Annotated in this window: 21 protein-coding genes; 8 read left to right on the top strand and 13 right to left on the bottom strand. The window is 44.6% G+C overall.

Features of this window, described 5'->3' with window-relative positions; translation table 11 throughout:
* Positions 1–28: 28 nt before the first annotated feature.
* From dsbD to J7649_RS10960, 4 genes are all read right to left on the bottom strand, one after another.
* The gene (gene dsbD, locus J7649_RS10975) at positions 29–1,870 is read right to left on the bottom strand and encodes a protein-disulfide reductase DsbD (protein ID WP_219310106.1); all 1,842 of its coding nucleotides are present in this window, start codon (positions 1,868–1,870) and stop codon (positions 29–31) included.
* A gap of 19 nt (positions 1,871–1,889) precedes the next feature.
* Positions 1,890–2,645, bottom strand: coding sequence for a transporter (locus J7649_RS10970; protein WP_219308010.1), 756 nt, complete (start codon positions 2,643–2,645; stop codon positions 1,890–1,892).
* A gap of 21 nt (positions 2,646–2,666) precedes the next feature.
* The gene (locus tag J7649_RS10965; RefSeq protein WP_219308008.1) at positions 2,667–3,209 is read right to left on the bottom strand and encodes an ankyrin repeat domain-containing protein; all 543 of its coding nucleotides are present in this window, start codon (positions 3,207–3,209) and stop codon (positions 2,667–2,669) included.
* A 127-nt stretch (positions 3,210–3,336) separates the two neighbouring features.
* Positions 3,337–3,702, bottom strand: a complete 366-nt coding sequence (locus J7649_RS10960; protein WP_219308006.1) for an HPF/RaiA family ribosome-associated protein — start codon at positions 3,700–3,702, stop codon at positions 3,337–3,339.
* A 1,005-nt stretch (positions 3,703–4,707) separates the two neighbouring features.
* Here J7649_RS10960 and J7649_RS10955 point away from each other — a divergent pair.
* The 4 genes from J7649_RS10955 to J7649_RS10940 all read left to right on the top strand — a co-directional run bounded on the left by J7649_RS10955 (position 4,708) and on the right by J7649_RS10940 (position 7,620).
* Positions 4,708–5,433, top strand: coding sequence for an outer membrane protein OmpK (locus tag J7649_RS10955; RefSeq protein ID WP_219308004.1), 726 nt, complete (start codon positions 4,708–4,710; stop codon positions 5,431–5,433).
* A 79-nt stretch (positions 5,434–5,512) separates the two neighbouring features.
* Positions 5,513–6,025 (top strand): GNAT family N-acetyltransferase, encoded by a 513-nt coding sequence (locus J7649_RS10950; protein ID WP_219307994.1) that lies wholly within the window; start codon positions 5,513–5,515, stop codon positions 6,023–6,025.
* Positions 6,026–6,162: 137 nt separating this feature from the next.
* Positions 6,163–6,885: a hypothetical protein gene (locus J7649_RS10945; protein WP_219307992.1), complete on the top strand. Its 723-nt coding sequence runs from the start codon at positions 6,163–6,165 to the stop codon at positions 6,883–6,885.
* Positions 6,886–7,062: 177 nt separating this feature from the next.
* Positions 7,063–7,620 (top strand): hypothetical protein, encoded by a 558-nt coding sequence (locus tag J7649_RS10940; RefSeq protein ID WP_005250272.1) that lies wholly within the window; start codon positions 7,063–7,065, stop codon positions 7,618–7,620.
* A gap of 45 nt (positions 7,621–7,665) precedes the next feature.
* Here J7649_RS10940 and urtE read toward each other — a convergent pair whose 3' ends face one another.
* The 7 genes from urtE to J7649_RS10905 form a co-directional block, all read right to left on the bottom strand.
* Positions 7,666–8,364: an urea ABC transporter ATP-binding subunit UrtE gene (urtE, locus tag J7649_RS10935; protein ID WP_219307990.1), complete on the bottom strand. Its 699-nt coding sequence runs from the start codon at positions 8,362–8,364 to the stop codon at positions 7,666–7,668.
* Positions 8,365–8,374: 10 nt separating this feature from the next.
* Positions 8,375–9,193 (bottom strand): urea ABC transporter ATP-binding protein UrtD, encoded by an 819-nt coding sequence (gene urtD / locus J7649_RS10930; protein ID WP_005245659.1) that lies wholly within the window; start codon positions 9,191–9,193, stop codon positions 8,375–8,377.
* Entirely contained in the window at positions 9,190–10,263 is a 1,074-nt protein-coding gene (urtC, locus tag J7649_RS10925; RefSeq protein WP_219307988.1) for an urea ABC transporter permease subunit UrtC, read from the bottom strand. The genes urtD and urtC overlap by 4 nt, the downstream gene beginning before the upstream one ends.
* Before the next feature lie 4 nt (positions 10,264–10,267).
* Entirely contained in the window at positions 10,268–11,899 is a 1,632-nt protein-coding gene (gene urtB / locus J7649_RS10920) for an urea ABC transporter permease subunit UrtB (protein ID WP_219307986.1), read from the bottom strand.
* A 94-nt stretch (positions 11,900–11,993) separates the two neighbouring features.
* Complete coding sequence (urtA, locus tag J7649_RS10915) at positions 11,994–13,274, bottom strand: urea ABC transporter substrate-binding protein (RefSeq protein WP_114540927.1); 1,281 nt, start codon at positions 13,272–13,274, stop codon at positions 11,994–11,996.
* Between the two features lie 359 nt (positions 13,275–13,633).
* Positions 13,634–15,514: a DNA topoisomerase IV subunit B gene (gene parE / locus J7649_RS10910; RefSeq protein ID WP_219307984.1), complete on the bottom strand. Its 1,881-nt coding sequence runs from the start codon at positions 15,512–15,514 to the stop codon at positions 13,634–13,636.
* A gap of 1 nt (position 15,515) precedes the next feature.
* Complete coding sequence (locus J7649_RS10905; RefSeq protein WP_219307982.1) at positions 15,516–16,109, bottom strand: YqiA/YcfP family alpha/beta fold hydrolase; 594 nt, start codon at positions 16,107–16,109, stop codon at positions 15,516–15,518.
* Between the two features lie 246 nt (positions 16,110–16,355).
* On the opposite strand from J7649_RS10905, the gene J7649_RS10900 reads away from it, so the two are divergent.
* Entirely contained in the window at positions 16,356–17,687 is a 1,332-nt protein-coding gene (locus J7649_RS10900; protein WP_044108803.1) for a PGAP1-like alpha/beta domain-containing protein, read from the top strand.
* A gap of 53 nt (positions 17,688–17,740) precedes the next feature.
* Here J7649_RS10900 and J7649_RS10895 read toward each other — a convergent pair whose 3' ends face one another.
* Positions 17,741–18,268, bottom strand: a complete 528-nt coding sequence (locus J7649_RS10895) for a disulfide bond formation protein B (RefSeq protein WP_219307980.1) — start codon at positions 18,266–18,268, stop codon at positions 17,741–17,743.
* A gap of 18 nt (positions 18,269–18,286) precedes the next feature.
* Positions 18,287–19,864 carry a glutamate--cysteine ligase gene (gshA, locus tag J7649_RS10890; RefSeq protein ID WP_219307978.1) on the bottom strand — a complete coding sequence of 526 codons (1,578 nt, stop codon included), beginning with the start codon at positions 19,862–19,864 and terminating at the stop codon, positions 18,287–18,289.
* A 211-nt stretch (positions 19,865–20,075) separates the two neighbouring features.
* Between gshA and J7649_RS10885 the strand changes: the two genes are divergently transcribed.
* The 3 genes from J7649_RS10885 to J7649_RS10875 are packed head-to-tail and all read left to right on the top strand — an operon-like array spanning position 20,076 to position 22,532.
* Positions 20,076–20,615, top strand: coding sequence for a DUF924 family protein (locus tag J7649_RS10885; RefSeq protein WP_219307976.1), 540 nt, complete (start codon positions 20,076–20,078; stop codon positions 20,613–20,615).
* Between the two features lie 52 nt (positions 20,616–20,667).
* Positions 20,668–21,219 carry a CC0125/CC1285 family lipoprotein gene (locus J7649_RS10880; protein ID WP_004647203.1) on the top strand — a complete coding sequence of 184 codons (552 nt, stop codon included), beginning with the start codon at positions 20,668–20,670 and terminating at the stop codon, positions 21,217–21,219.
* 11 nt (positions 21,220–21,230) lie between these two features.
* The gene (locus J7649_RS10875) at positions 21,231–22,532 is read left to right on the top strand and encodes a DUF445 domain-containing protein (protein ID WP_219307974.1); all 1,302 of its coding nucleotides are present in this window, start codon (positions 21,231–21,233) and stop codon (positions 22,530–22,532) included.
* Positions 22,533–22,568 lie beyond the last annotated feature (36 nt).

The following is a 22,568-nucleotide window of genomic DNA, read 5'->3' as shown; positions in this document are numbered from 1 at the left end:
ACGGGTTCAGCTTTTTTTAAGAACTAGATTATGGATTTTCACTTTGAGCCAACGCTTGCAGTTGTGCCAGCAATTCTACCTCGCTAAAGGCACCGGTCAAACGCAAGCCACGAATTTCCTGCTGCTGTGCATTCAAAAATAAATACGTTGGCGGCCCGAGAATTTTCCATTGGTTTAACAGCGCTTGATGAGAGGCATTATATTGGCTTAAATCCAGCTTGATCAGGAAATATGGCGCCAGAGCCTGCTGCACCGCTGCAGATTTTAAAATACGATGTTCGATCGGCTGACAGGCGACACACCAGTCGGCGTAGACATCAATAATGATCTTTTGCCCTTGCGGTGCCTTGGCCAAAATCTGCTGAAATTCTGCTGCACTGCGTGCTACATGCCACTTGGCTTCTGTACTCGCCTGCTCCACAAAAAAACGCTGACTGTGCTGATATTGACTATAAGCAATATAAGGCACGGCCAGTACTAGACACAGGATATATAGCCATCTCAAACCGGTACGATGCCAGAAAATCCGGAACAGCACATAAGCCACGAAGGTCATACCCAAAGCTAAGGATAACCATTGTAAAGCCGCTTCTGAAATGAGTGGGCGAATAAAATACAGCGCCAGTGCCAGCATGATAAAGGCAAAGAGCACTTTGATCTGATTCATCCAGTGCCCAGCTTTAGGCAGAATCCGTGCCCCCAGAATACTGGCCAGCAATAAAGGCGTGCCCATCCCAAAACCCAGAGTAAACAGCAACAGAGCCCCCTGCCACTGACTTTGTGTCTGGGAAATAAACAACAATGCACCTGCCAGTGGTGCGGTCATGCATGGTCCTACCAGAAGCGCCGAAATCATGCCCATAACGCCCGCACTGACCAGACTACCTCCCTGCTGCATGGCTTGTGCCCGGTCCAGACGATGAACCAGACGTTGCGGCAGTTTGATTTCAAACAGGCCAAACAGATTCAGGGCAAACAGGACAAATAGCACACTAAAAGCAATTAAAGTCCCAGGTTGCTGCAACCAGCGCTGAAAATTCAGGCCGGCCGAAGATGCAATTAGGCCAAGTACTGCATAGACAGCAGCCATACTGCTGACAAAAGTCAGTGCAATCATCCAGGCTTTCAGGCCTTTACTGTCACGTACAATCAGTGAGGTCAGAATCGGCAGCATCGGCAAGGAACACGGCGTAAACGCCAGTAAAATTCCCAGGCCGAAAAACAGCAAAAGCCCATAGCCCAAAGAGCGTTCAAGCAGTTGAGCTGACCATTTCTGGTCTTGTGCTGCATAGGGTTCGGTTTGTGTGTTGGCTGATGCAGAGATTTCATCTGCTGTAGATTCTGAAGAATCTGCTGTATTAAACAGGGTATTGTGTTGCAGTGATGAAGTATTCAGATCAAGTAAACGCTTTGTTCCTGATCCGGCAGCTTCAAATTGCACCAGACCGGACAAATCGGTCTTGAACTGAATGGTTTGTGGCGGATAACAGATCCGGTCTTTGGCACAACCCTGCCAGCTGACCTGATAGGATCGCCCCGCCTGAGTCGGGATCTGAAACTTTAACTGCTGATAATAAACCTGGGTATGCCCATAGTTGTCATCATATAAATCTTCAGCGGGTGGCAACTCAAACGTCACCGGCTGGTTGCCCTGCCGGACTTCAATTTTATGCTGATACAGATAATAGTTGTCCGGAATCTGCCAGCTCAGTTCAGCCTGCTGTTGACTGGTTGAGATCACACTCACAGGAAAAGCCTGCTCGGCAGACAACAATGCAGTTTCCGCCTGAGCAGGACTGCTGAACAAGGTGCTTCCCAAAATAACCGGGGCAAGCATTTTCCCCCAGGTCGGGAACTGCGAGTATTTCATCATCTGTGAGTTGAATAACTTAGAACAGCACAGAGAAACCTAGGCCTGAGAAGTAACTTCGATCTGCACCATCCAGATCCACACCGACATTCGCATCTAATTGGACACGATCATTTAAGGCATACATGACCCCGGTACCAAGCGCGTATTCATTATCCACACTTTCAGCTTTACGGTAAATCAGTTCAGAATAACCTGACCAGCGATCAGTAATGCGGTAGCCTAGAGAAGGAATCGCAGACACTGCCCAGTTGCTGTCCTGCCATTCATAACGCATGGTCAATGCGGTACTGACCAAGTCATTATATTGATACGACACGACAGAACCTAGGCTGTAAATATCTTCTTCATTGGTGAAACCGGCATTGCCTGTTGCAATGATGGCTTCGGCCAGCAAAGCCATACTGAGTTTGTCATCATCCAGATCAATGGCCTTTTTCAAACCAATACTGACATCGCCCAGACCATCATCTTCTTCGGTCTGGCCATTGGATTTCACTTGTATCCAGGTCGGGCCAGCCCAACCTAAACGCAATTCCAGATCATCACTGAGTCCGGTACGTAACAACATATCTGCACTGAGTGTGGTCGCGGTCTGATCGCCCGACTTGCTATAACGCGCTGTAGGCAAGCCTTGCTCCCAAGCGACATTTCCGACTGGAGTAATTCCAGTACTCAGACCTTCACCTGGTCGATCAAATTCAAAATCTGCTGCGAAAAGCTGTGCACTACAACCGGCCAGTGCAATCAAACCCAAGGTTTTTAATGTTGTCATGTTGGAGCTCTTTATTAAAATTTAACTGAGTTCTTTGGTCATTTTTGCGCCATGCTTGCGAAGCAGTTCTAGCGTCTGTTTTTCTTCATCCAAGGCTTCTGACCAGTTAATTTCATCAAAATCACAATCAAAGAATAGATCACTAATTGAAGATAAAATCGTCATGCCATCTTCATCTTTGCTATTTGGATCGACTTTTTCATCCAGTAAACGCTGTACAGCCGGTGCACATGCGGCACTCGCGGCATCCCAGAGCGGGCCATAAATTTCTTCTGCATCCCACAGATGCAGATTCACTTTGGCCTGGATCAGTTCTTCCAGAATCTGTAAATGTACCGCCAAACGTGCCTGTTTCTCATCTTCTGAAAGTGGTGTTCCGTCTTCATACAGCTCACACACTTCTTCCCACCATTTAAACAGGCCATCTGACCAGACCGAAATCACCGGGCCTTTGTCATGATCAATAAAATTCGGGTTGAGTCCATCTGCCAGCAGCTGTTTGACCTGGTCCAGATTTAATTCTTCGAGTGCTTGCACAAAAAGCTGTTGTTGCGCAGTTAACATGATGGAGCTCACTTTGATTCGTTTTCGACTATTATGCCGAATAAAGCAGGATTTGTTGTGCTTCTCATAACTATATTTTTGTTTAATACGAAAAAAGCCCCGCAGGGCTTTTTCAAATCGGTTCGGCTTACTCTTCGATATCCGCAGTATCTGTGCCTGCTAGGTCAAGAGCACCTGGACGAACATTGTCTTTTTTCTCGATCACATGTTCCAGACTACGTTTCAGTCGGTCAATTGCACCATGGATCGCAGTATCGACATTATGGCCACGATGATTGACTACGACAGGTTTCAAGCCTGCAGGACGCGCTTCAATCATACAGCGAATATCGTCATCGCCGCCTTTGGCGCCATTTTCATCACTGAGATGGACTGAAAAATGGGTAATACGCTCGCTGTGGCGCTGGAATTCTTGATTTAATTCTTCCCGTACATAAGTAATTAAACGATCACTATTCTGAATGTGGTTATCGGTACGAAGTTCAATATTCATATATTACCATCCTCAATCTTTGTAACTTTTGAGTGCAAAATTTTTTATCTTGGCACGTTTGTAGCTTGCTGTTTCGCATCGCATTTCACTTCTTCAAATGATTGGAATCACACCCTCCATTTTGAATGATGAACACATTTTTGAGTCTGCAGAATCGTGTCCTTATATCTTGAATATCGGCTGTATCTGGGAAATATGCAAGTGATATTTTGGTTTTTTAGCAAAAGAATAATCGATTGTGACAACTGCTTACTCAGCTCAAAAATGCAGGATTTTTCAAACGGCAATTGCGCAACTCTTCACACGATTTAATTTGAAATGTTTTTTGGCCAGACCGATAAATCGCTTAAATAACACGCGACCAGAAAACCTAAAAAAGGAGGAATTAAAAATATTTTTTATCGAAATTAGCTCACTTTTATCTAATAATTTTTCTTATAAGATCAGCGCCTAGTCAGCCTTACAGTCCTCAATAGAGGATTCACTTTATCATTGTTTACTTTCTCTTGCAGAACTAGGAAAAATACTCCTTCGTCATTTTAAAATAACAACCTGCAAAAATAATTTTTTATTGAAATAGAAGACCGATCATTCTTATTTTAAGATGCCGAGAATAGGCTTATAAAACGACCATCATTTGAGATTTTAAAAGTAGCTTCATTACACAAACAGAACAAAGCTATTCAGCCTCAGGCTCAAATTAATTGCTAAACAGTCTGTATATTCCCCCTATTTTTACTGGTTTTCTAAACTCATCATCCTGAATTGAAGTGATTTTATATTTTTAGTCCTACATTCAGCCTTTTAAGGCGCTATATATTCAACTTTATTTAAAAAATAATGCTTTAGAAAAGCATCAGCGAAAGACAATGAAAACTGAGGAAGATGATCGTCTGCATTTAACTCATGAGGGCTGAAATATATTTAAGTCAGCGATCACTTTTAACTTTATTTTTACTTATTAATCTGTATGCTTATTCTGCTTTCTCGGGGGGATAGATTTAAATGAAATTTACACAACTTGCAGCACTTTGTGCATTGGCTTCAACTGCTGTATTTGCTCAAGCAAAACCAGTTTGGCAGGACTTTAGCGTTACAGGTCTTTATGGTGAAAACTACGAACAAGTGTTCTCACCTGAAGAAAAACAAACTACTGTGACTTTAGAATATGCAGCAAAAGTTAAATATGCTGATGTATTCTTCTTTGTAGACCGTGCGCGTACGGATGCAGATGCGAAATCAACTTACTTCGAACTCGCACCACGTTTAAGCTTAGGTGAAGTAACAGGTAAAGATTTGTCTTTTGGTCCTGTTAAAGATGTGCTAGTTGCAACCACTTGGGAAGCAGATAGCAGTAACTTTGATAACTTCCTATACGGTATTGGTTTCTCTTTAGATATTCCATATACACAATATGCAAATATCAACTTCTACAAAGCTGAAAATGAGCTTCAGAAAGATGATTATCAAATGACCATCACCTATGCCGTTCCATTTAAAATTGGCGGTGAAGAATTCCTTGCAGATGCATTCCTGGATTGGTCAACTGCTGAAGGTTCTGATCACAAAAGCGAATTAAACTGGACCAGTCAATACAAATGGAATGTAGGTAAACACATTTCTCCAGACACTAAACTTTATGTGGGTGTTGAACATTCAGTTTGGAATAATAAATACGGTTCAAACAAAGATCAAAATGATGTTAGCGTATTGGTTAAATACCATTTCTAATTGATGTATGATCAAAAGCAGAACTTCGGTTCTGCTTTTTTTTAACTGTGATTTCAGCCCAACCCTACAGAACAAGAATATGCCTGATTTTGACATTCGCCCTGCGACCGAACATGATCTTGAAACCATTCTCGAGATTTATAATCAGGAAGTACTCTATGGTACTGCGACCTGGAACAGAACAGCCTTTGATCTGAACTATTTCAAGATCTGGTTTAAGCAGCTTAAAAATCAGAATTTTCCGGTTTTTGTGGTTGAAGATACTCGAAATCAGGTCGTTGCTGGCTATGCCTGTTATGATCAGTTTCGTAGTATTCAGGGCTTTCAACAGACGGTAGAACATTCCATCTTTTTAAACCCGGATTATGCAGGACAAGGTCTAGGTTCTAAATTATTGCAGTATTTAATTGAACAGGCTCAAGTACAGAAACTGCATATCATGGTCGCGGCGATTGATTCTGAAAATACTTCATCGATTCGTCTGCATGAAAAACTGGGTTTCGTTCAAACTGCCTATATGCCGCAAGTCGGACAGAAGTTTGGGCAATGGCGTGATTTAGTCCTCTTACAACTCAATCTGGATCTGGCTTGATTCAGTCTTATTTTAAATTTCTCTCTTGGTCTATTTTCTTAGCGTTAGCTCATTACTAATTTGATCAAAACAGATATTCTATTTACTTATACGAGCGGCTATGTTTTATTCAGCTCAAAATCATACTGAATAACACCATGTATAAATCTCTATTGTCTATTGGTCTTTTAAGTTTAAGTATGCTCACTTTTGCTGATTCAGACTTTGAAAAAGAATTGCGTTCAGGCTGTAGCCAAGTGCAAAGCTATGCAAATAATGGCAAGAAATTCTACGACCAAAAACAATATCAAAAGGCCATAGCGCAATTCAAACAACAAGCCGCCTGGTCATCTTTTTGTGCGATGAATGTAGAAGACGGTGGTACAGCTTTTTCTGAGCGTGATATCACCACGGCATTTAATAATGTTGGCTTAAGTTATGCCAAGCTTGGAAAGCCGCAATGGGCACGCGCCTGGTTTTCCGTTTTTCCGAATGCTAAAGCCAGCCAGTTCAATCTAAAACAGTTGCCTGCACCAGAAAAACCGAAGAATCTTGCAGGCAAATATGTCCGCTATGCAGGTTTTGGCCAGTGGAATACGATGGAAGTTAAACGGGCTTCGAATGCCTACCAAATTGAGTTTAATGGACTCTATATGGGTTTGCGCAGTCTGATTTATGGACCAAATATAGGAGAATTTTCAACCCGGATGCCATTGAATAAAGCTCAGACCAATTACAGCGTAGAAGATTGCAAAATTGATTTGAAATTTCAGTTTAACGCTCAAATTGGACAACAGATTGCGGTGAATAGCAGCAATCCGATGTCTTGTGGTTTTGGACATAATGTCTCGGCAGAGGGTGCATACTTAAAAGTGGAGTAGCGCTTTTGAGCTTAGACACTCTGAGTGATTTTGCAATGGTGGATCTGATTGGAAGTGAATATCATTGTAATTTTTCAATTCAATCAAACTATTGAAACTTCAGAAGAAGTTATATCTAGCCTAATTATTTTTTGTTATATACTCAAATGACTAAAAATAATTTTAAAAGCTAAAAATTTGGATTCCAACTTACTCACATTAGGTAGTTTTATTACTAGCTTAGGCACATTGATTGTTGCAGTATTTGCACTTCATTCTTGGAAAAAACAGTTTAATAAAAGCCTACAACGAGATTTTGTTTTAGATGCATTAGATACTGTACATGAAGTCTCTGCATTGAATTTTAAAATCGTTAACAAATTCAATTATGAAACAGAAAAAGATAATAATTTTCTACTTATATCAGAATATTATTTGAATCCGATACCTGCTAACTATCAAAATTTACTAGAGTCATTAGGACATAGTATGGTTAATTTGGAAAAGGTTTTAAATCGTTTAAGCAAAATCCAAAATGATGAATATTTTGATACACTTTCAGAAAAATACATTGAAACTATATCTGAAATTTACATGTTTTTTGAGTCTGATGAACTAATTGGACTTGATCATCCCGATATAATCAAAATGAGTGAAAAAGGTTGGACTACATCATGGTTAGATAAAGCCTTTGATAAAGAGCGAGTGTTAGAATTTCAGATTGAAGAGTATTTATTAAAACTATTAAAAATCTAAAGAGAGTTTCCCTCTCCCATAGGGAGAGGGTTAGGGTGAGGGAAATTAAATTGCCACCAACTCCCGAATGCCTTTCTCCGGCATTTCACTACCCACACCTTGCGCCACGACTTGGCCACGTGCCATCACGGTATATCCATCAGCAAGTTCTTCAGCAAAGTCATAAAACTGCTCAACCAGCACAATCGCCATCTCACCACCATCCGCCAGTTTACGAATGACCCGGCCAATGTCTTTAATAATAGATGGCTGGATGCCTTCAGTCGGTTCATCCAAAATCAGCACACGCGGTTCAGAAGCAAGTGCACGTGCAATGGCAAGCTGCTGCTGCTGCCCACCGGACAAATCTCCTCCACGGCGATGCTTCATTTCATCTAAAACAGGGAAAATTTCATACAGATGCTCAGGCACTTTACGAGTTTTCGCCCCTTTAAATTTCGCCATGCCAATCAGGAGGTTTTCCTCGACCGTCAGCGTTGAAAAAATATCGCGACCTTGTGGTACATAAGCCAAACCTTCACGGACACGCTGTTCAGGACTGAACTTGGAAATGTCTTTACCATCCAATAAAATTTGCCCAGATTTAATCGGTAAAATCCCCATCAAACACTTAAGCAGTGTGGTTTTACCCACACCATTACGCCCAAGTACCACCGAGCATTCACCCACAGGTGCAGTAAAGGACACATTACGCAAAATATGACTGCCACCATAAAATTGATTGACGTCTTTGACTTCTAACATTGCTGTCTCCTTAACGTCCTAAATATTTTTCAATGACATCTTCATTGGCTTGTACTTCTGCCAATGTGCCTTCTGCCAAAATTGCGCCTTGTGCCAATACCGTGACTTTTTCACTAATGGTGTCAATAAAACTCATGTCATGCTCGACTACTACAAGGGTATGGTTTTTCTTGAGTTCTAAACACAACTCCGCCGTGCGTTCGGTTTCGGCATCGGTCATGCCTGCTACAGGTTCATCAAGCAAAATCAGTTTTGGACGTTGCATCAGCAACATGCCGATTTCTAACCATTGCTTTTGACCATGTGACAGCAAGCCAGCAGGTTTATTAATGAACTCTTGCAGACGAATCTGCGTCAATGATTCATCCAAAGCATTTTGTGCATCGGGATCGAGTTTGCTAAAGAAACTCTTTTTCACCCGTTTGTCTTTGGGTGCAGCAAGTAACAGATTTTCCATGACGGTGAAATTTTCAAACACGGTCGGTTTTTGGAACTTACGCCCAATGCCTGCTTCGGCAATTTGTTCAGTGCTCATTTTGGCTAAATCGTAGTTTTGCCCAAAAAATGCTGTGCCTTCGGTTGGTCGCGTTTTACCGGTAATCACATCCATGAGGGTGGTTTTACCTGCCCCGTTCGGCCCGATGATGCAGCGTAATTCCCCTTCTTCAATGTAGAGCGACAAATCATTTAAGGCACGAAAAGCATCAAACCAGACGCTGACTTTTTCTAAATACAGCGCAATACCGTGGGTAAAGTCCGCGCCTTGTTCTTTAGGACGACCATAGCCTTCAGTGGCATGACCACCATGCGGTTGTAGGATCTCGCTCATTCGCTACGCTCCTTTTTAAAACGGTCAAACAGACCAATAATGCCTTTTGGCAGAAAGATGGTCACCACAATAAATAACGCACCCAAAATCAACAGCCATGCTTCAGGATAAGCCGAAGTAAAATAGGTTTTTACCCCGTTAATGATGCCTGCACCAATTAGTGGGCCAATCAGTGTGCCACGTCCACCCGCTGCCACCCAAACTGCCATTTCAATCGAGTTCACCGGGTTCATTTCACTTGGGTTAATAATGCCAGCTTGTGGTACATATAACGCCCCTGCTATGCCTGCAATCACCGCAGACAGCACCCATGCCGACAGCTTGTACCACAAGGTACGGTAGCCCAAATATTGCAGACGGTTTTCGCTGTCACGAATTGCACCCAACACCCGACCATACGGTTTATTCATCAAATGACGTAAACCGATAAAGCAAAGTAACAACACCAACGCCGTGATAAAGCACAGGCTCGCTCGCATAGATGCCGAAGTAATATCCATGCCTAAAATGGTTTTAAAGCCTGTAAAGCCATTATTGCCACCAAACCCGGTTTCATTGCGGAAGAACAATAACGCTGCAGCAAAGGTCATGGCTTGGGTAATAATGGAGAAATACACACCCTTAATTTTCGAACGGAAAGCAAAAAAACCAAAAATAAACGCAATGATGCCCGGCACTAATACCACAAGCGCGAGTGACCACAGGAAGTATTCAGTTCCAACCCAAAACCATGGTACTTCTGTCCAACTGAGGAAACGCATGAAATCAGGAATACCCTCACCTGCGGATTGGCGTATGAGATACATACCAAAGGCATAACCGCCAAGCGCAAAGTACAAACCATGCCCCAAGCTTAAAATACCGGCATAACCCCAGACCAAATCCAGTGCCAAAGCCACCAAAGCCAAGCACATGATTTTGCCAATCAGGGTGACCCAATAAGCCGATAAATGCAGTGCTGAATCAGCAGGTAACAGATGTAACCATGGCAATGCCAATAAAATGGCAAAGCACACGGCAATCGTAATACCACTATGTGGTTTATCAGATAATAATTGTGTGATCTTCATGTGCTTACTCCACAAAACGGCCTTTAATGGCAAACAAACCTTGTGGACGTTTTTGAATAAACAAAATCACAAGCACCAAGAGAACAATTTTTGCCAGTACCGCACCAATGCCAATTTCCAAGGCTGTACCGCTAATACCCAGACCAAGCGCTGCAAGGACTGCACCCCACACCTGACCTACACCACCGACAACCACCACCAAGAAGGCATCAATAATGTAGTTTTGCCCTAAATCCGGCCCGACGTTACCCACTTGTGCCAAAGCACATCCGGCTAACCCTGCAAGACCTGAACCTAAACCAAAGGCCATCATATCGATACGACTAGAACGAATACCGACTGCTCGCGCCATTTGACGGTTTTGTGTCACCGCACGAACGAAGAGACCAAAACGGGTTTTATTCAGTAGGTAAACCAACAACAAAAGCACTGCAATGGTAAAGACAATAATCGCAATACGGTTATAGGGCAGCATCAAGCTTGGAGTAATCGAGATCCCGCCTGACAGCCAGGAAATGTTAGAAACTTCGACATTTTGCGCACCAAAAGTCATGCGTACCAATTGCATCAAAATCAGGCTGACCCCAAAAGTGGCAAGCAAGGTTTCAAGTTGACGACCGTATAATGGACGAATCACGGTACGTTCAATCAACATACCGATCAGTCCACTCACCAAGAATGCCGCAGGAATCGCGGCGATTAAGTACCACTCGACATAGCTACCCAAATAGCTTTTAAACAGACTTTGCACCACATAAGTAGTATAGGCGCCAATCATAATGAGCTCACCATGCGCCATATTGATGACACCGAGCAAACCATAAGTAATGGCTAAACCGAGTGCTGCAAGCAGTAAAATACTCGCAGTACTCAGCCCTGAAAATAAATGCCCAGTCCATTCACTGGCTTGAATCCGGGTTTTAATACTGCTTTTCGCTTCAAGCAAAGCCGCTTTCAGCTCAGAATGGATATTCGGCTGTGTCAGCTCATTGTCGATCATCGCCAAGACATCGGGACGATTGGAGTCTTGCAAGGCTTTCGCCGCTTGAATTTTAACTAAGACATCTGCATCTTGATAATCCAGACGCGCTTTAAGCTGGGCCAAACGGGCTTTGACTTTGTTATTTTGTTCTTTTAAATACAGCGCATTGATGTGAGCAACATTCAGCTCTGCCAAGTTGCTTTCATAAATATCAATCGCTTCTAAACGCTCGGAAGCATCTTCAGATTTGAGTTTTCTTTGTGCCAAACCAAAGTTGAGCGCTTTACGCAAGGTATTCACCAAAGTCACTTGTGATAAGTCACTCGGCCAATCTGCAACGATGCCTAGACTCGGATAGCTGAGTAATTTTTCGTCCGATTCTAAAATATAGGTTTGACCATTAGCCCCACTATAAAGCTGCTCGTTTTCAACATATTCTGCAAGCTGATCTAACTGCTCAATACTGCCCGGCCATTGCTTCAGTAAAGCACGGCGCTGGGCAAAATCACCTTGCACAAATTGCTGGATTGCATCTTGTTGTATTGCTGCAGTCAATGCAGTGCTATTTGAGGATTGTTCTGCTGATACCAGTTGCACACAAATAACCTGTACAAATACCAGAAAAATAGCGGCGATATTCACGCGAATATTCATTATATTCACCCCTATTCCATTGGAAATTTTCCGTGGAGAGTAAGAAAAAAATCAGAGGACACCTGCCACGGCTGTGGCAGGCAAAAGATAGCTGTTATTTCGGAATGTACGGGCTCCAAGGCTGTGCCTGGATGGCTTGTGGCGTCTTATAGACCACATCAAACTGACCATCGCCACGAATCTGACCAATCATGACCGGCTTGTGTAAGTGATGATTGCTTGCATCCATTTTTAGGGTATAGCCCGATGGTGCTTTGAATTCCTGACCTGCCATCGCTTCACGGACTTTATCGACCTCTGTAGAACCTGCTTTTTCAACGGCTTGCTTCCACATGTTAATCCCGACATAAGTTGCTTCCATTGGGTCATTGGTCACGAGCTTGTCTGCATTCGGCAGTTTGAATTCCACTGCATACTGCTTCATTTTGTTGGTAAATTCTGTATTGACCGGATTCTTCACTGACATGAAATAGTTCCATGACGCCAAATGACCGACCAATGGCTTGGTGTCAATACCACGCAGTTCTTCTTCACCCACCGAGAACGCCATGACGGGAATATCAGAGGCTTTAATGCCCTGATTACCCAATTCACGATAGAACGGCACATTCGAGTCGCCATTGATGGTCGAGATCACCGCAGTCTTTTTACCAGCTGCGAATTTTTTCACATTGCCGACAATGGTTTGATAGTTGCTATGACCAAATGGCGTGTACTCTTCCATGATGTCCGCATCAGCCACGCCTTTAGACTTTAAAAAAGCACGTAAAATCTGGTTGGTGGTACGTGGGTAAACATAGTCTGTACCGAGCAGAACAAAACGCTCCGCTTTACCGCCCTCTTCACTCATCAAGTATTCCACGGCTGGAATGGCTTGCTGGTTAGGCGCAGCACCGGTATAAAAAATATTTTTGGATTGTTCCTGGCCTTCGTACTGTACGGGATAGAACAATAAGCCATTCAGCTCTTCAACCACTGGTAAGACAGATTTACGTGACACCGACGTCCATGCACCGAAAATTACCGCGACTTTGTCTTGGGTAATCAGCTGACGTGCTTGCTCTGCAAACAGTGGCCAGTCAGATGCTGGATCGACCACCACAGGTTCCAGTTTTTTACCCAGTACCCCACCATTATCATTGATTTCCTTAATCGCCATTAAGGCCGTATCTTTCAGTGAGGTCTCAGAAATTGCCATCGTGCCGGACAATGAATGCAGGATCCCGACTTTAATCGTGTCGCCGCTGTCTGCGACTTTGCTTTCTGCGCCCGGGGCTTCTGCTTTTTCAGCAGATTTTGAACACCCCGTTAATGCAACAGCCCCTGCCATGGTTGCGGCTAAAATACTTTTTGAAAATAAATTGCGTTGGAACATCAGATTTTTCTCCAAACTTTATAATGGTGCATTTTTCATGCTTGTCTTGTTGTACATCTGGATGGAGTGATTCAATTTCTGTGCCAAGGCTTCAAAAAATAAAAAAAATTAATTTAACTGATCTCATTATTCGTATTATGAATCATGAATTTAGTCATACTAAAAAGACTTAAAGCCCTATTGCAATGTAGAACTCAGACTCAACTTTAAATAAGTTGCATAAAGACCAATCAAAATATGCCAAAACTAAGATAGAAGATGATGTACAAATAAAGTGCAGCACCTTGAATATTTTTTGCACTGTTTTAAAACAAAAAATCCCGCGCTTGCGGGATTTTTTACTGCTTAAATTCGATAGTTTAAACCACCAAATCTGCCAGATTACCTTTTTGCTCCAACCAGTCTTTGCGGTCACTGGCACGCTTTTTCGCCAAAAGTTTATCCAGTAACCCTGCGGTATGATGAGCATCATCCAGATCCAGTTGCACCAGACGACGCGTGTTTGGATCAAGCGTGGTTTCACGTAACTGACTGGCATTCATCTCGCCCAGACCCTTGAATCGGGTGATTTGCGGATTCTTGGTTTTGCATTTTTTCAGGATGCTATTCAGCTCGTCTTCATCCAAAGCGTAGTGCACATCTTTATTGTCATCGATTCGGAACAATGGTGGCATCGCTACAAATAAATGCCCTTCCTCGACCAGTGTAGGAAAATGCTTTACAAACAAGGCACACAGCAAAGTGGCAATATGCAGACCATCCGAGTCGGCATCGGCCAGAATACAGATCTTGCCATAACGCAGCTCCGATAAATCATCCGAACCCGGATCAACGCCAATCGCAATCGCGATGTTGTGTACTTCCTGAGATGCTAATACTTCATCAGAAGAGACTTCCCAAGTATTCAGGATCTTGCCACGAATTGGCATAATTGCCTGGAAGTTCTTATCACGCGCCTGCTTGGCCGAACCACCCGCAGAATCCCCTTCCACAATAAACAGTTCTGACTGATCCAGATCATGGCCTACACAGTCCGACAGTTTCCCCGGCAAGGTTGGACCCGCGACAATTTTCTTACGTTCTACTTTTTTCGCTGCTTTGAGACGGCGACCGGCTTTGGAAATGGCCATTTCTGCCAGTTGCATGGCGATGTCAGAATTCTGGTTCAACCATAATGCAAAGGCATCTTTGGCAATATTCTGCACAATTCCAGCTGCTTCACGGCTCGATAGACGTTCTTTAGTCTGACCTGAGAATTGCGGCTCCTGAAATTTCAGCGACAGGATATAATTGACGCCGTCCCAGACATCTTCGGCAGAGAGTTTCATATTCCGCGGCAGCAAATTACGCAGTTCACAGAATTCACGCATCGCATCGGTGACGCCTGAACGCAGACCATTCACATGCGTTCCGCCTTGTGCGGTCGGAATCAGGTTGACATAAGATTCCTGGACGCTTTCACCCCCTTCGACATTCCAGCAAATTGCAAATTCTGCGCTGGCACGTTCCGCATCGCCTGTGGCAACAAACGCCGGTGCCGGAATAATTTCACGGTCTTCCAGCTCGTCCATCAAATAATCAACCAGACCATTTTCAAACTGCCAGGTGATCTTTTCATCATTGATCTGATCAACATAGTTGATCTGTAAGCCCGCCGCCAAAACAGCTTTGGCTTTGAGATTATGTTTTAACGCTTTGAGGGCAAATTTAGGAGAATCAAAATATTTGGCTTCAGGCCAGAATTGTACCGTAGTTCCTGATACCCGTTTCGGTGCCTTACCTGCCAGTACTTCAAGCGGTGCAACCGGTTCGCCATTTTCAAAGGCCATTCTGTACAGGTTACCCTGACGCTGAACTTCGACCTCTACACGGGTCGAAAGCGCATTGACCACTGAAATCCCGACGCCATGCAAACCACCGGAAAACTGGTAATTATCGGTGCTGAACTTACCGCCGGCATGCAGTTTGGTCATGATAATTTCAATACCGCTCTGGCCATATTCAGGGTGAATATCCACCGGCATACCACGGCCATTGTCTTCGACTGATAAAGAACCATCTTTATAGACCGTGACGGTAATCTTGTTGGCATGCCCTGCCAGTGCCTCATCGACAGCATTATCAATCACTTCCTGTGCCAAATGGTTGGGACGAGAAGTATCGGTATACATGCCCGGACGACGACGGACCGGATCCAGACCAGATAGAACTTCAAGAGATTGAGCCGTATATTGAGACACGTTATTCGGTTTCCTTTTTTATGCAGTCCAATAAAAACTGTAAGACGAACGGAATTTTTTCCGCAAAATCATCCATCCCGTGACTGCCATGCGCTTCAGTCATCAGCATTGCAGGGGGATGCGCAGCACTATAATAACGATGTGCTTCACGATAATCCAAAACTTCATCGCCTTGTTGCAGCAGAACCAGTATTTTGTCTGCATCTTGTGCAACAGGCAGGGCCAATTGCTGCAGTTGTACCAGATCTGCCTCATCCAAACACCAGTTCGGATGAACCTGATAAGGCAGTTGCTCGTCAAACAGTTCACGAAACAGTTGCCATGGTCGCATTGCCGGATTGATCAGTACAGCAGGCACAGCATGCTGTGCGACCAGATGTGTCGCATAAAATCCGCCGAGACTACTGCCCAGTAACGCCACATCATGCATCGATTCAATCAGGCCAGAAACATGCGCAATGGCAGCATTCGGTGACATGTTTAAATCGGGTAAATGTACCTGAATTTCAGGATACTTTGCACAGTAATGTTGCAGCAATTTCCCCTTGATCGAGTTCGAATTACTCTTAAAACCATGCAAATAAATGATATTCATGAACTACCAACAAAAAACCCATCAATCATCAAAATTTAATTTAAATAATGTGAAGTACACTACGTTATAAGACCAGTTAATTGCTTAAATTGTCTGACAAAAAAGCCCAAAATCTTTTCTCATTCTCGTTATTTTAAGCTGAGGCCCTCAAAATCCGGAAACTCAACAAGAAAAAGAATTTATACCGCGAAGTTCTTTAAAAAGAAAGATGGCACCACATGCGGCTCATTGAAAGGACAGGATCAGATGCCAAGTTTGACACCGTTACATGAAACCTATTGTCGATGGGATCGAACCCCGCCGAGTCAGGCCGATGTACTGGAAGGTCTGGCGCAGCTGGTAACGATGCGCTTTAACGATGTGATCCAGGAGCTGATCAAGAGTATTCAACGCGAAATTTTAATGAGTATTTTCGGTTTAAGTGAAAATAATTCTGAAAAAATTCAGAATATTCCGTCGATTGTGCGGCTCTATCAAATGTCTTATGACATGCTGTTTCATTACGGCAATACCCTGATTGCCCCTGCTTTGCGCCAGATTATTGAACGCTTTCCTAAACTGCATAATAAACCGCTGACACCTTCCTTGCATTTTCTGGTCAGTGTCTTAAATGGCATTATCGGGGATTATCTGCTGAAATATCAAAACCCTCTAGCCCTGCCGATGGTGATCTATGACCATTATGGCTCGCTGCAAAAAGGTGAGCTAAGCGGTCGTATTACTTTGTTTGTACATGGCTTATGCATGAACCATTTAGACTGGTCAAATCGCAAATATGAAGGCATTGGGGCAAAATTACTGGCGCAGCGCGACCGCAATACCATGCTCTACCTGAATTACAATACTGGACGCCGGATTTCTGCCAATGGTCGCAGTCTGGCGAATACCTTACAGGATCTGGTTGTTCGCAATCCTAGAATTACCAGTATTGACCTGATCGGCCATAGCATGGGTGGACTGGTGTCACGCAGCGCACTGTTCTATGGCAAGCAGAATGTGTATAGCTGGGTCAACATGGTGGAGAATCTGGTCTGTCTGGGTTCACCGCATCATGGTGCGGTACTGGAACGTTTTGGTTTTAGCTTGCAGGACAAACTCGGACATTTTCCACTGATCCGGTTGCTTGGCCATCTGGTCAATATTCGCAGTAACGGTATTCTGGATTTACGCCATGGCAGCGTCCGGGATGATGACTGGGAGCATAATCCGCTTCGGATCGGCTTTATGGACGATCACCGTAAACCTGCCCCGATTCCCTCACATATCGATACCTATCTGGTCGCCGGCACCATCGAATTTGAAAACCGCAAGAACAAGACCTTGCATGTGATTGGTGATTATCTGGTCAGTATTAAAAGTGCTTTGGGCGAGCATCCCAATCCGCGTTTCCAGCTCAAAGTCCCCGATGCAAACAAGGCGATTTTTTACGGCCTGAACCATTTTGAAATTCAGTATCATCCGCTAGTGGCCGAGCAGGTGGCGCGCTGGTTCTATCCAAGTGTAGAAGATGAAGCCTTTGATCAGATTCATGAATATGTGATGGATCTGGACAGTCTGGAAGGCATAGCCCTGACCTAAACTGAAGCAAATAAAAAAGCCCTCGATTGAGGGCTTTTTTATTAAATACGGAATTAATATTTATCTCTGAGTCGTTTAACCGGTGCCTTTTTATATTTACGCAGTAGTTGCCACAGGCTAATCAGCAATAAAATACTGAAAAAGATCAAAGACCAGACAGGCAAGGATTGACCCAAGAAGGTCCAGTCAATCGCGGCACATTCCCCTGAACCATTTAAGACCTGTTGCAGTACAGACTGCATCGGCAGGGTTTCCAGCCAGTATTCCAGACCGGGACCACAGCTCGGCACCTGATCCGGGGGCAGGTTCTGTAACCAGACATGACGCGCAGCCACGCCCACAGACCACAAAATACTGAGCGAACCCAGCAAGGTATAGAACCGCTTCATGAGATTAGATGCGGGATTATGCAGGAATGCGATCAGTGAGATGATCCCGAGTCCGATTAATCCGACACGCTGAAACACACAGAGCGGACAAGGCGCCAGACCTTGTACATGCTCAAGATATAAGGCAAATGCCATGCCGATGACAGCAGCCAGAAACAACATACCACTCACGAAGCGATAACCCCATTGCATGGTGAATCCTCTTATTTTTTATCGATATTGGGCTAAATAATCAGCAAAACTGACGCTGCTATCTTGCTCGAGTTGCTGTTGCTGCTGCAATGACTTTTGTGACATTTCTTCAAAATAAGCCAGTGTTTCCGGACTGAGCTGATGTTCCTCATAGATACTGCTATGTTGCTGGGCCAGATGTTGGCCAAAATGCCACATACCGCCCTGTTCACGTGTATCACCCACCACCAAGGCAGACAAGGTGGCATCGACTTCATCGACCCGGATCATCATGGTTTTTAATGCATCGGTATAGAGAGTAGTGTCATAGGCTGAATTTAACAGCTTGGCCAAGGGATGCATACGCTGCAAATGCATGGCACACCAATCTTCAATCGGATAAGACTGGCCATTTTCCATAATTGCGGCATTTGGCGCACGGCCACGGTTCACCACTTCGGCCTGATTCTGTTCAATAATATCCTGTTCATCGCTGAGGAGCGCCGGACTGTCCTGCAATAAACAGTACAAGGCTACCACTTCAAGGAAACCGGCCGTATCTTCATTAATGCCGATCGGGCTGTATGGATTGACATCGACTGCACGTAACTCGACATAGGCAATCCCACGATTTTCCAGTGCCTGTGACGGGGTTTCACCGGCAAGCGGCACCTGTTTCGGGCGCACCAGGCTGTAATATTCATTTTCGATTTGCAGCACATGATCATTGATCTGGATCGGCTGGCCATTGGCATCATCTAGTCCCAAACGGCTAAACGGTTTATACGGCGTTTTGACGGCTTTTTGCAGCCCATCCAGATAGTCCTGCAAATTATTGTAGTGAATACCGAGCTGTTTCTGCGCAGAGTTTTGATAGCCAAAGCGTCCCATACGTAGCGCAGTCGCATAAGGCGAATACAAGGTGCCTTTCACCAATGGCAGCAAGAAATGATCACGGCCAGTCATAAAGCACTGGCAAACCGCCGGACTGGCCCCGATCAGGAACATCACCAGTGGGGTCAGACGAATAAAGTTGCGGATCAGGCCCATATAGCGATGACTGCGATAATCCTGCAAGCTCAATGTCTTCAGAGCCTCGTCCTGTTCCTGCTGTTGTAAGGCCTCGAACAGATGATCCGGGAAAGACAGGTTGTAATGCACACCTGAAATCGTCTGCATACGGCGGCCATAACGCACACCTAGACCATGACGATACAAGGTTTTAAATAAACCGATATTCGAGCTGCCATACTGTGCCAGCGGAATACTGTCATCGCGGCTGTCCAGCATACACGGCATCGACAAAGGCCAGAGCTTTTCATCATTTTCCAGATGGCGATGTACAATTGCATGAATATCGCTGAGATAGTCCAGCGCCTTTTTAATACTGTCCTGTGGCGGAGTAATAAACTCCATCAATGCTTCAGAATAGTCCGTGGTGATATGTGGATGAGTCAAGGCTGAACCCAAGGCACGAGGATGCGCTGCCTGTGACAGGAAACCATCACTTTGCATACGTAAGCTTTCACGCTCGATACCACGCAGCATGCCTTTGATGAGTGACGACTCGACCCAGGTCGGTAACACATTTTGGGAAGTCGATTCAGGTTGACTCATTACAATCTCGCTTAAGGGGGCTAAATTATTAAATTAAAATCATCGGTTTAATCAGTATAACGTGATTTCGTGCCGGCACATGACAGGCTGCCTAGTTTTCAGGCAAACTATTGATTTTTAATTTGGCAAATTTTTAACACAAACTTCCTCTATAAGACATGGAAAATTTGTGATTTTATTAACAAATAGATGCTAATGAATTGTAAATATTATGAATTATCAAGATATTTTAGACTTCTGGTTTCATGCGGACAGCCAGCCCTTATGGTTTAGCCAAAGTCATGAATTCGACCAAAGTATTGCGCAGCAGTTCATGAGCACTCATCAGCAGGCAGCCCGGGCTGAACTTTGGGGCTGGCGTAAAACAGCAGAAGGTCGGCTGGCCGAAATTATTGTGCTAGATCAATTTTCACGAAATTTATTCCGTGATTCTCCCCAAGCTTTTGCCCAAGACAGTTTGGCACTGGCCTTGGCTCAGGAAGCCATCAGCCTGAACCTGGATCAACAGCTCAGTCCAGAACAACGTGCCTTTCTGTATATGCCATTTATGCACAGCGAATCCAAACTAATTCATGAATTCGCCTTAAAACTGTTTCAGCGTCTGGGCAATCCGACCAATCTGGAATTCGAGAAAAAGCATAAAGTCATTATTGACCGCTTTGGACGTTACCCGCATCGGAACCAAATCCTGGGTCGTGAATCGACCAATGAAGAACTTACTTTCCTGACCCAGCCCGATAGCAGTTTTTAAGATTTTTTAAGACCGGCTGTCTGAACTGGATCATTGCATCAGGAGATCGAACATGAAAAACATGCTACTGGGATTGAGTATGATTGCTGCCATCAGCCTGACTGGCTGTGCAACCACACCCTCAAAGCCCTTAACATTTGATCAGTTAGGTCGCTACAGTACCACTCCCCTCAATAGCAACACTTACCGTATCAGCTTTCAGGCCCGTCCCAATATGAGCTTTGGCACAGCTGAAGAAATTACCCTGCTCAAAGCCGCACAGACTACCGTACAAAATGGCTTTCAGTTCTTCAGGGTACTGAATGATCCAAGTAACCGTACTCAACAACCTCCACGGCAGGCCATCGTCTATCCGGCACCGAGCTTTTATCCGTACGGGTATTACCGCCGATATCCGGGGTTCTGGCCAGACCCATTCTATGACCGTCCCTATACCGTGACTCTGGATCCTGCCCAGGTGGCCTATACCATTGAATGCTTCAAGGCCAATCAGGCGCCTCAAGATGCCTTTGATGCCCGCTTGATTTTACAGTCACTTGGGGCTAAATATGGTTTAAGTCCATCCGGTGCAGTGCTGCAACCGCAACCGGCCAATCCCTCCTGACAGGATGATCTATGCAGACAGAGAGTATCTCCCCGAGCTTACAACGCAGTAAACGTTTCGCGACCATCGCCCTGGTGGTCGCCGTACTGACCTGGTTGGCATTGATGGTGGCAGCCAAATTGCTACCTGAATATGTCTGGCTCATTCATATTCTGATGCTCTCGGCAGAAGCGGGTGTGGTCGGTGGTCTTGCGGACTGGTATGCGATTACCGTGCTGTTTCGTAACCCTTTTGGCAGATTGCCCATTCCCAAGTTTTTACGCGACCATACCGAAATCATTCCACGCAACAAGGCCCGTATTGCAGAGTCGATGGGCCGTTTTGTGCAGGAAAATTTTCTTTCTCCGCAAATTGTACAGCGCAGTCTGGACAGTACCGACCTGAGTCTGGCTGCAGGACGCTGGCTGGCCAATCCACAAAATAATGTCCAAGTGACTCAGGTCATTCAACAGACGGTTCCTAAAATCTTTGAATTTGTCGGACAGGAACAGATTGCCGGATTTATCCAGAGCAACAGTGTGCAATGGGTCAAAAATACCCAGATCAATACTCTGGCCAGCGAAATGCTGCATGCCGTTCTGGACAATGATTTCCATCAGGATGTGCTACAGCGTGGACTGGATGTGGCACATGCCTGGATGACCTCGCATCCGGAACAAACCCGCGAGCTGACCCGCAACCTGTTTAAGGAAATGGGCGTGTGGAAACTGGCCAAAGGCGCCAGCTGGATCGGGATTGACGTGCAACAACGCAGTATTGATTCCGTGATCGGGCGGGTTGAAGCCATGCTGGCCGATCCAGATCATCCGTGGCGACTTAAAATTGAGAACATGGGACATAGCTGGATGTTGCAGCTGGCAGATAATGACAGTGAAGCCAGCCAGCGTCTGAATGAAACCAAAGATGCCTTACTGGATAGTCCACAGGTGCTGGATTTTATCAGCGGTGCGGTGGTGATTTTATGTGATGCGATCAAGGCTGACTTGCAAAAACCTGATTCGGGTATTGCGGAAAATCTCAGAATTGCCATTCAACAGGTCGGTGAAAATATCATCTCGAATGCTTCGGTTCGTGAGCTGCTGAATAAACGTCTGAGCTCTATCGCGGTTGACCTGAGTGACCAGTACAGTGAAAAAGTGATTCGCTTTATCAGCGAGCGCATTCACGAATGGGATTCAAGTGAGATGATCGACAAGATTGAAAATGAAGTCGGCGGTGACCTGCATATGATCCGGGTCAATGGGGTCGTGGTCGGTGCCTGTATCGGTCTGGTGCTCGGGATTATCCGGGCGGCGGTAGAGCATTTAATTTAAAGATGACACTATTCGCTCCATACCTAATTTAAAGAT

Source organism: Acinetobacter lwoffii (assembly GCF_019343495.1).
GTDB classification, from domain to species: Bacteria; Pseudomonadota; Gammaproteobacteria; order Pseudomonadales; family Moraxellaceae; genus Acinetobacter; species Acinetobacter lwoffii_P.
The sequence above is the reverse complement of the archived record's forward strand: the minus strand, read 5'-3'. Positions and strand labels throughout refer to the sequence as shown.

Coding starts and splice junctions, on each gene's coding strand:
- dsbD (WP_219310106.1), bottom strand. CDS start 1,870: ATGAAATACTCGCAGTTCCCGACCTGGGGGAAAATGCTTGCCCCGGTT.
- J7649_RS10970 (WP_219308010.1), bottom strand. CDS start 2,645: ATGACAACATTAAAAACCTTGGGTTTGATTGCACTGGCCGGTTGTAGT.
- J7649_RS10965 (WP_219308008.1), bottom strand. CDS start 3,209: ATGTTAACTGCGCAACAACAGCTTTTTGTGCAAGCACTCGAAGAATTA.
- J7649_RS10960 (WP_219308006.1), bottom strand. CDS start 3,702: ATGAATATTGAACTTCGTACCGATAACCACATTCAGAATAGTGATCGT.
- J7649_RS10955 (WP_219308004.1), top strand. CDS start 4,708: ATGAAATTTACACAACTTGCAGCACTTTGTGCATTGGCTTCAACTGCT.
- J7649_RS10950 (WP_219307994.1), top strand. CDS start 5,513: ATGCCTGATTTTGACATTCGCCCTGCGACCGAACATGATCTTGAAACC.
- J7649_RS10945 (WP_219307992.1), top strand. CDS start 6,163: ATGTATAAATCTCTATTGTCTATTGGTCTTTTAAGTTTAAGTATGCTC.
- urtE (WP_219307990.1), bottom strand. CDS start 8,364: ATGTTAGAAGTCAAAGACGTCAATCAATTTTATGGTGGCAGTCATATT.
- urtD (WP_005245659.1), bottom strand. CDS start 9,193: ATGAGCGAGATCCTACAACCGCATGGTGGTCATGCCACTGAAGGCTAT.
- urtC (WP_219307988.1), bottom strand. CDS start 10,263: ATGAAGATCACACAATTATTATCTGATAAACCACATAGTGGTATTACG.
- urtB (WP_219307986.1), bottom strand. CDS start 11,899: ATGAATATTCGCGTGAATATCGCCGCTATTTTTCTGGTATTTGTACAG.
- urtA (WP_114540927.1), bottom strand. CDS start 13,274: ATGTTCCAACGCAATTTATTTTCAAAAAGTATTTTAGCCGCAACCATG.
- J7649_RS10905 (WP_219307982.1), bottom strand. CDS start 16,109: ATGAATATCATTTATTTGCATGGTTTTAAGAGTAATTCGAACTCGATC.
- J7649_RS10900 (WP_044108803.1), top strand. CDS start 16,356: ATGCCAAGTTTGACACCGTTACATGAAACCTATTGTCGATGGGATCGA.
- J7649_RS10895 (WP_219307980.1), bottom strand. CDS start 18,268: ATGCAATGGGGTTATCGCTTCGTGAGTGGTATGTTGTTTCTGGCTGCT.
- gshA (WP_219307978.1), bottom strand. CDS start 19,864: ATGAGTCAACCTGAATCGACTTCCCAAAATGTGTTACCGACCTGGGTC.
- J7649_RS10885 (WP_219307976.1), top strand. CDS start 20,076: ATGAATTATCAAGATATTTTAGACTTCTGGTTTCATGCGGACAGCCAG.
- J7649_RS10880 (WP_004647203.1), top strand. CDS start 20,668: ATGAAAAACATGCTACTGGGATTGAGTATGATTGCTGCCATCAGCCTG.
- J7649_RS10875 (WP_219307974.1), top strand. CDS start 21,231: ATGCAGACAGAGAGTATCTCCCCGAGCTTACAACGCAGTAAACGTTTC.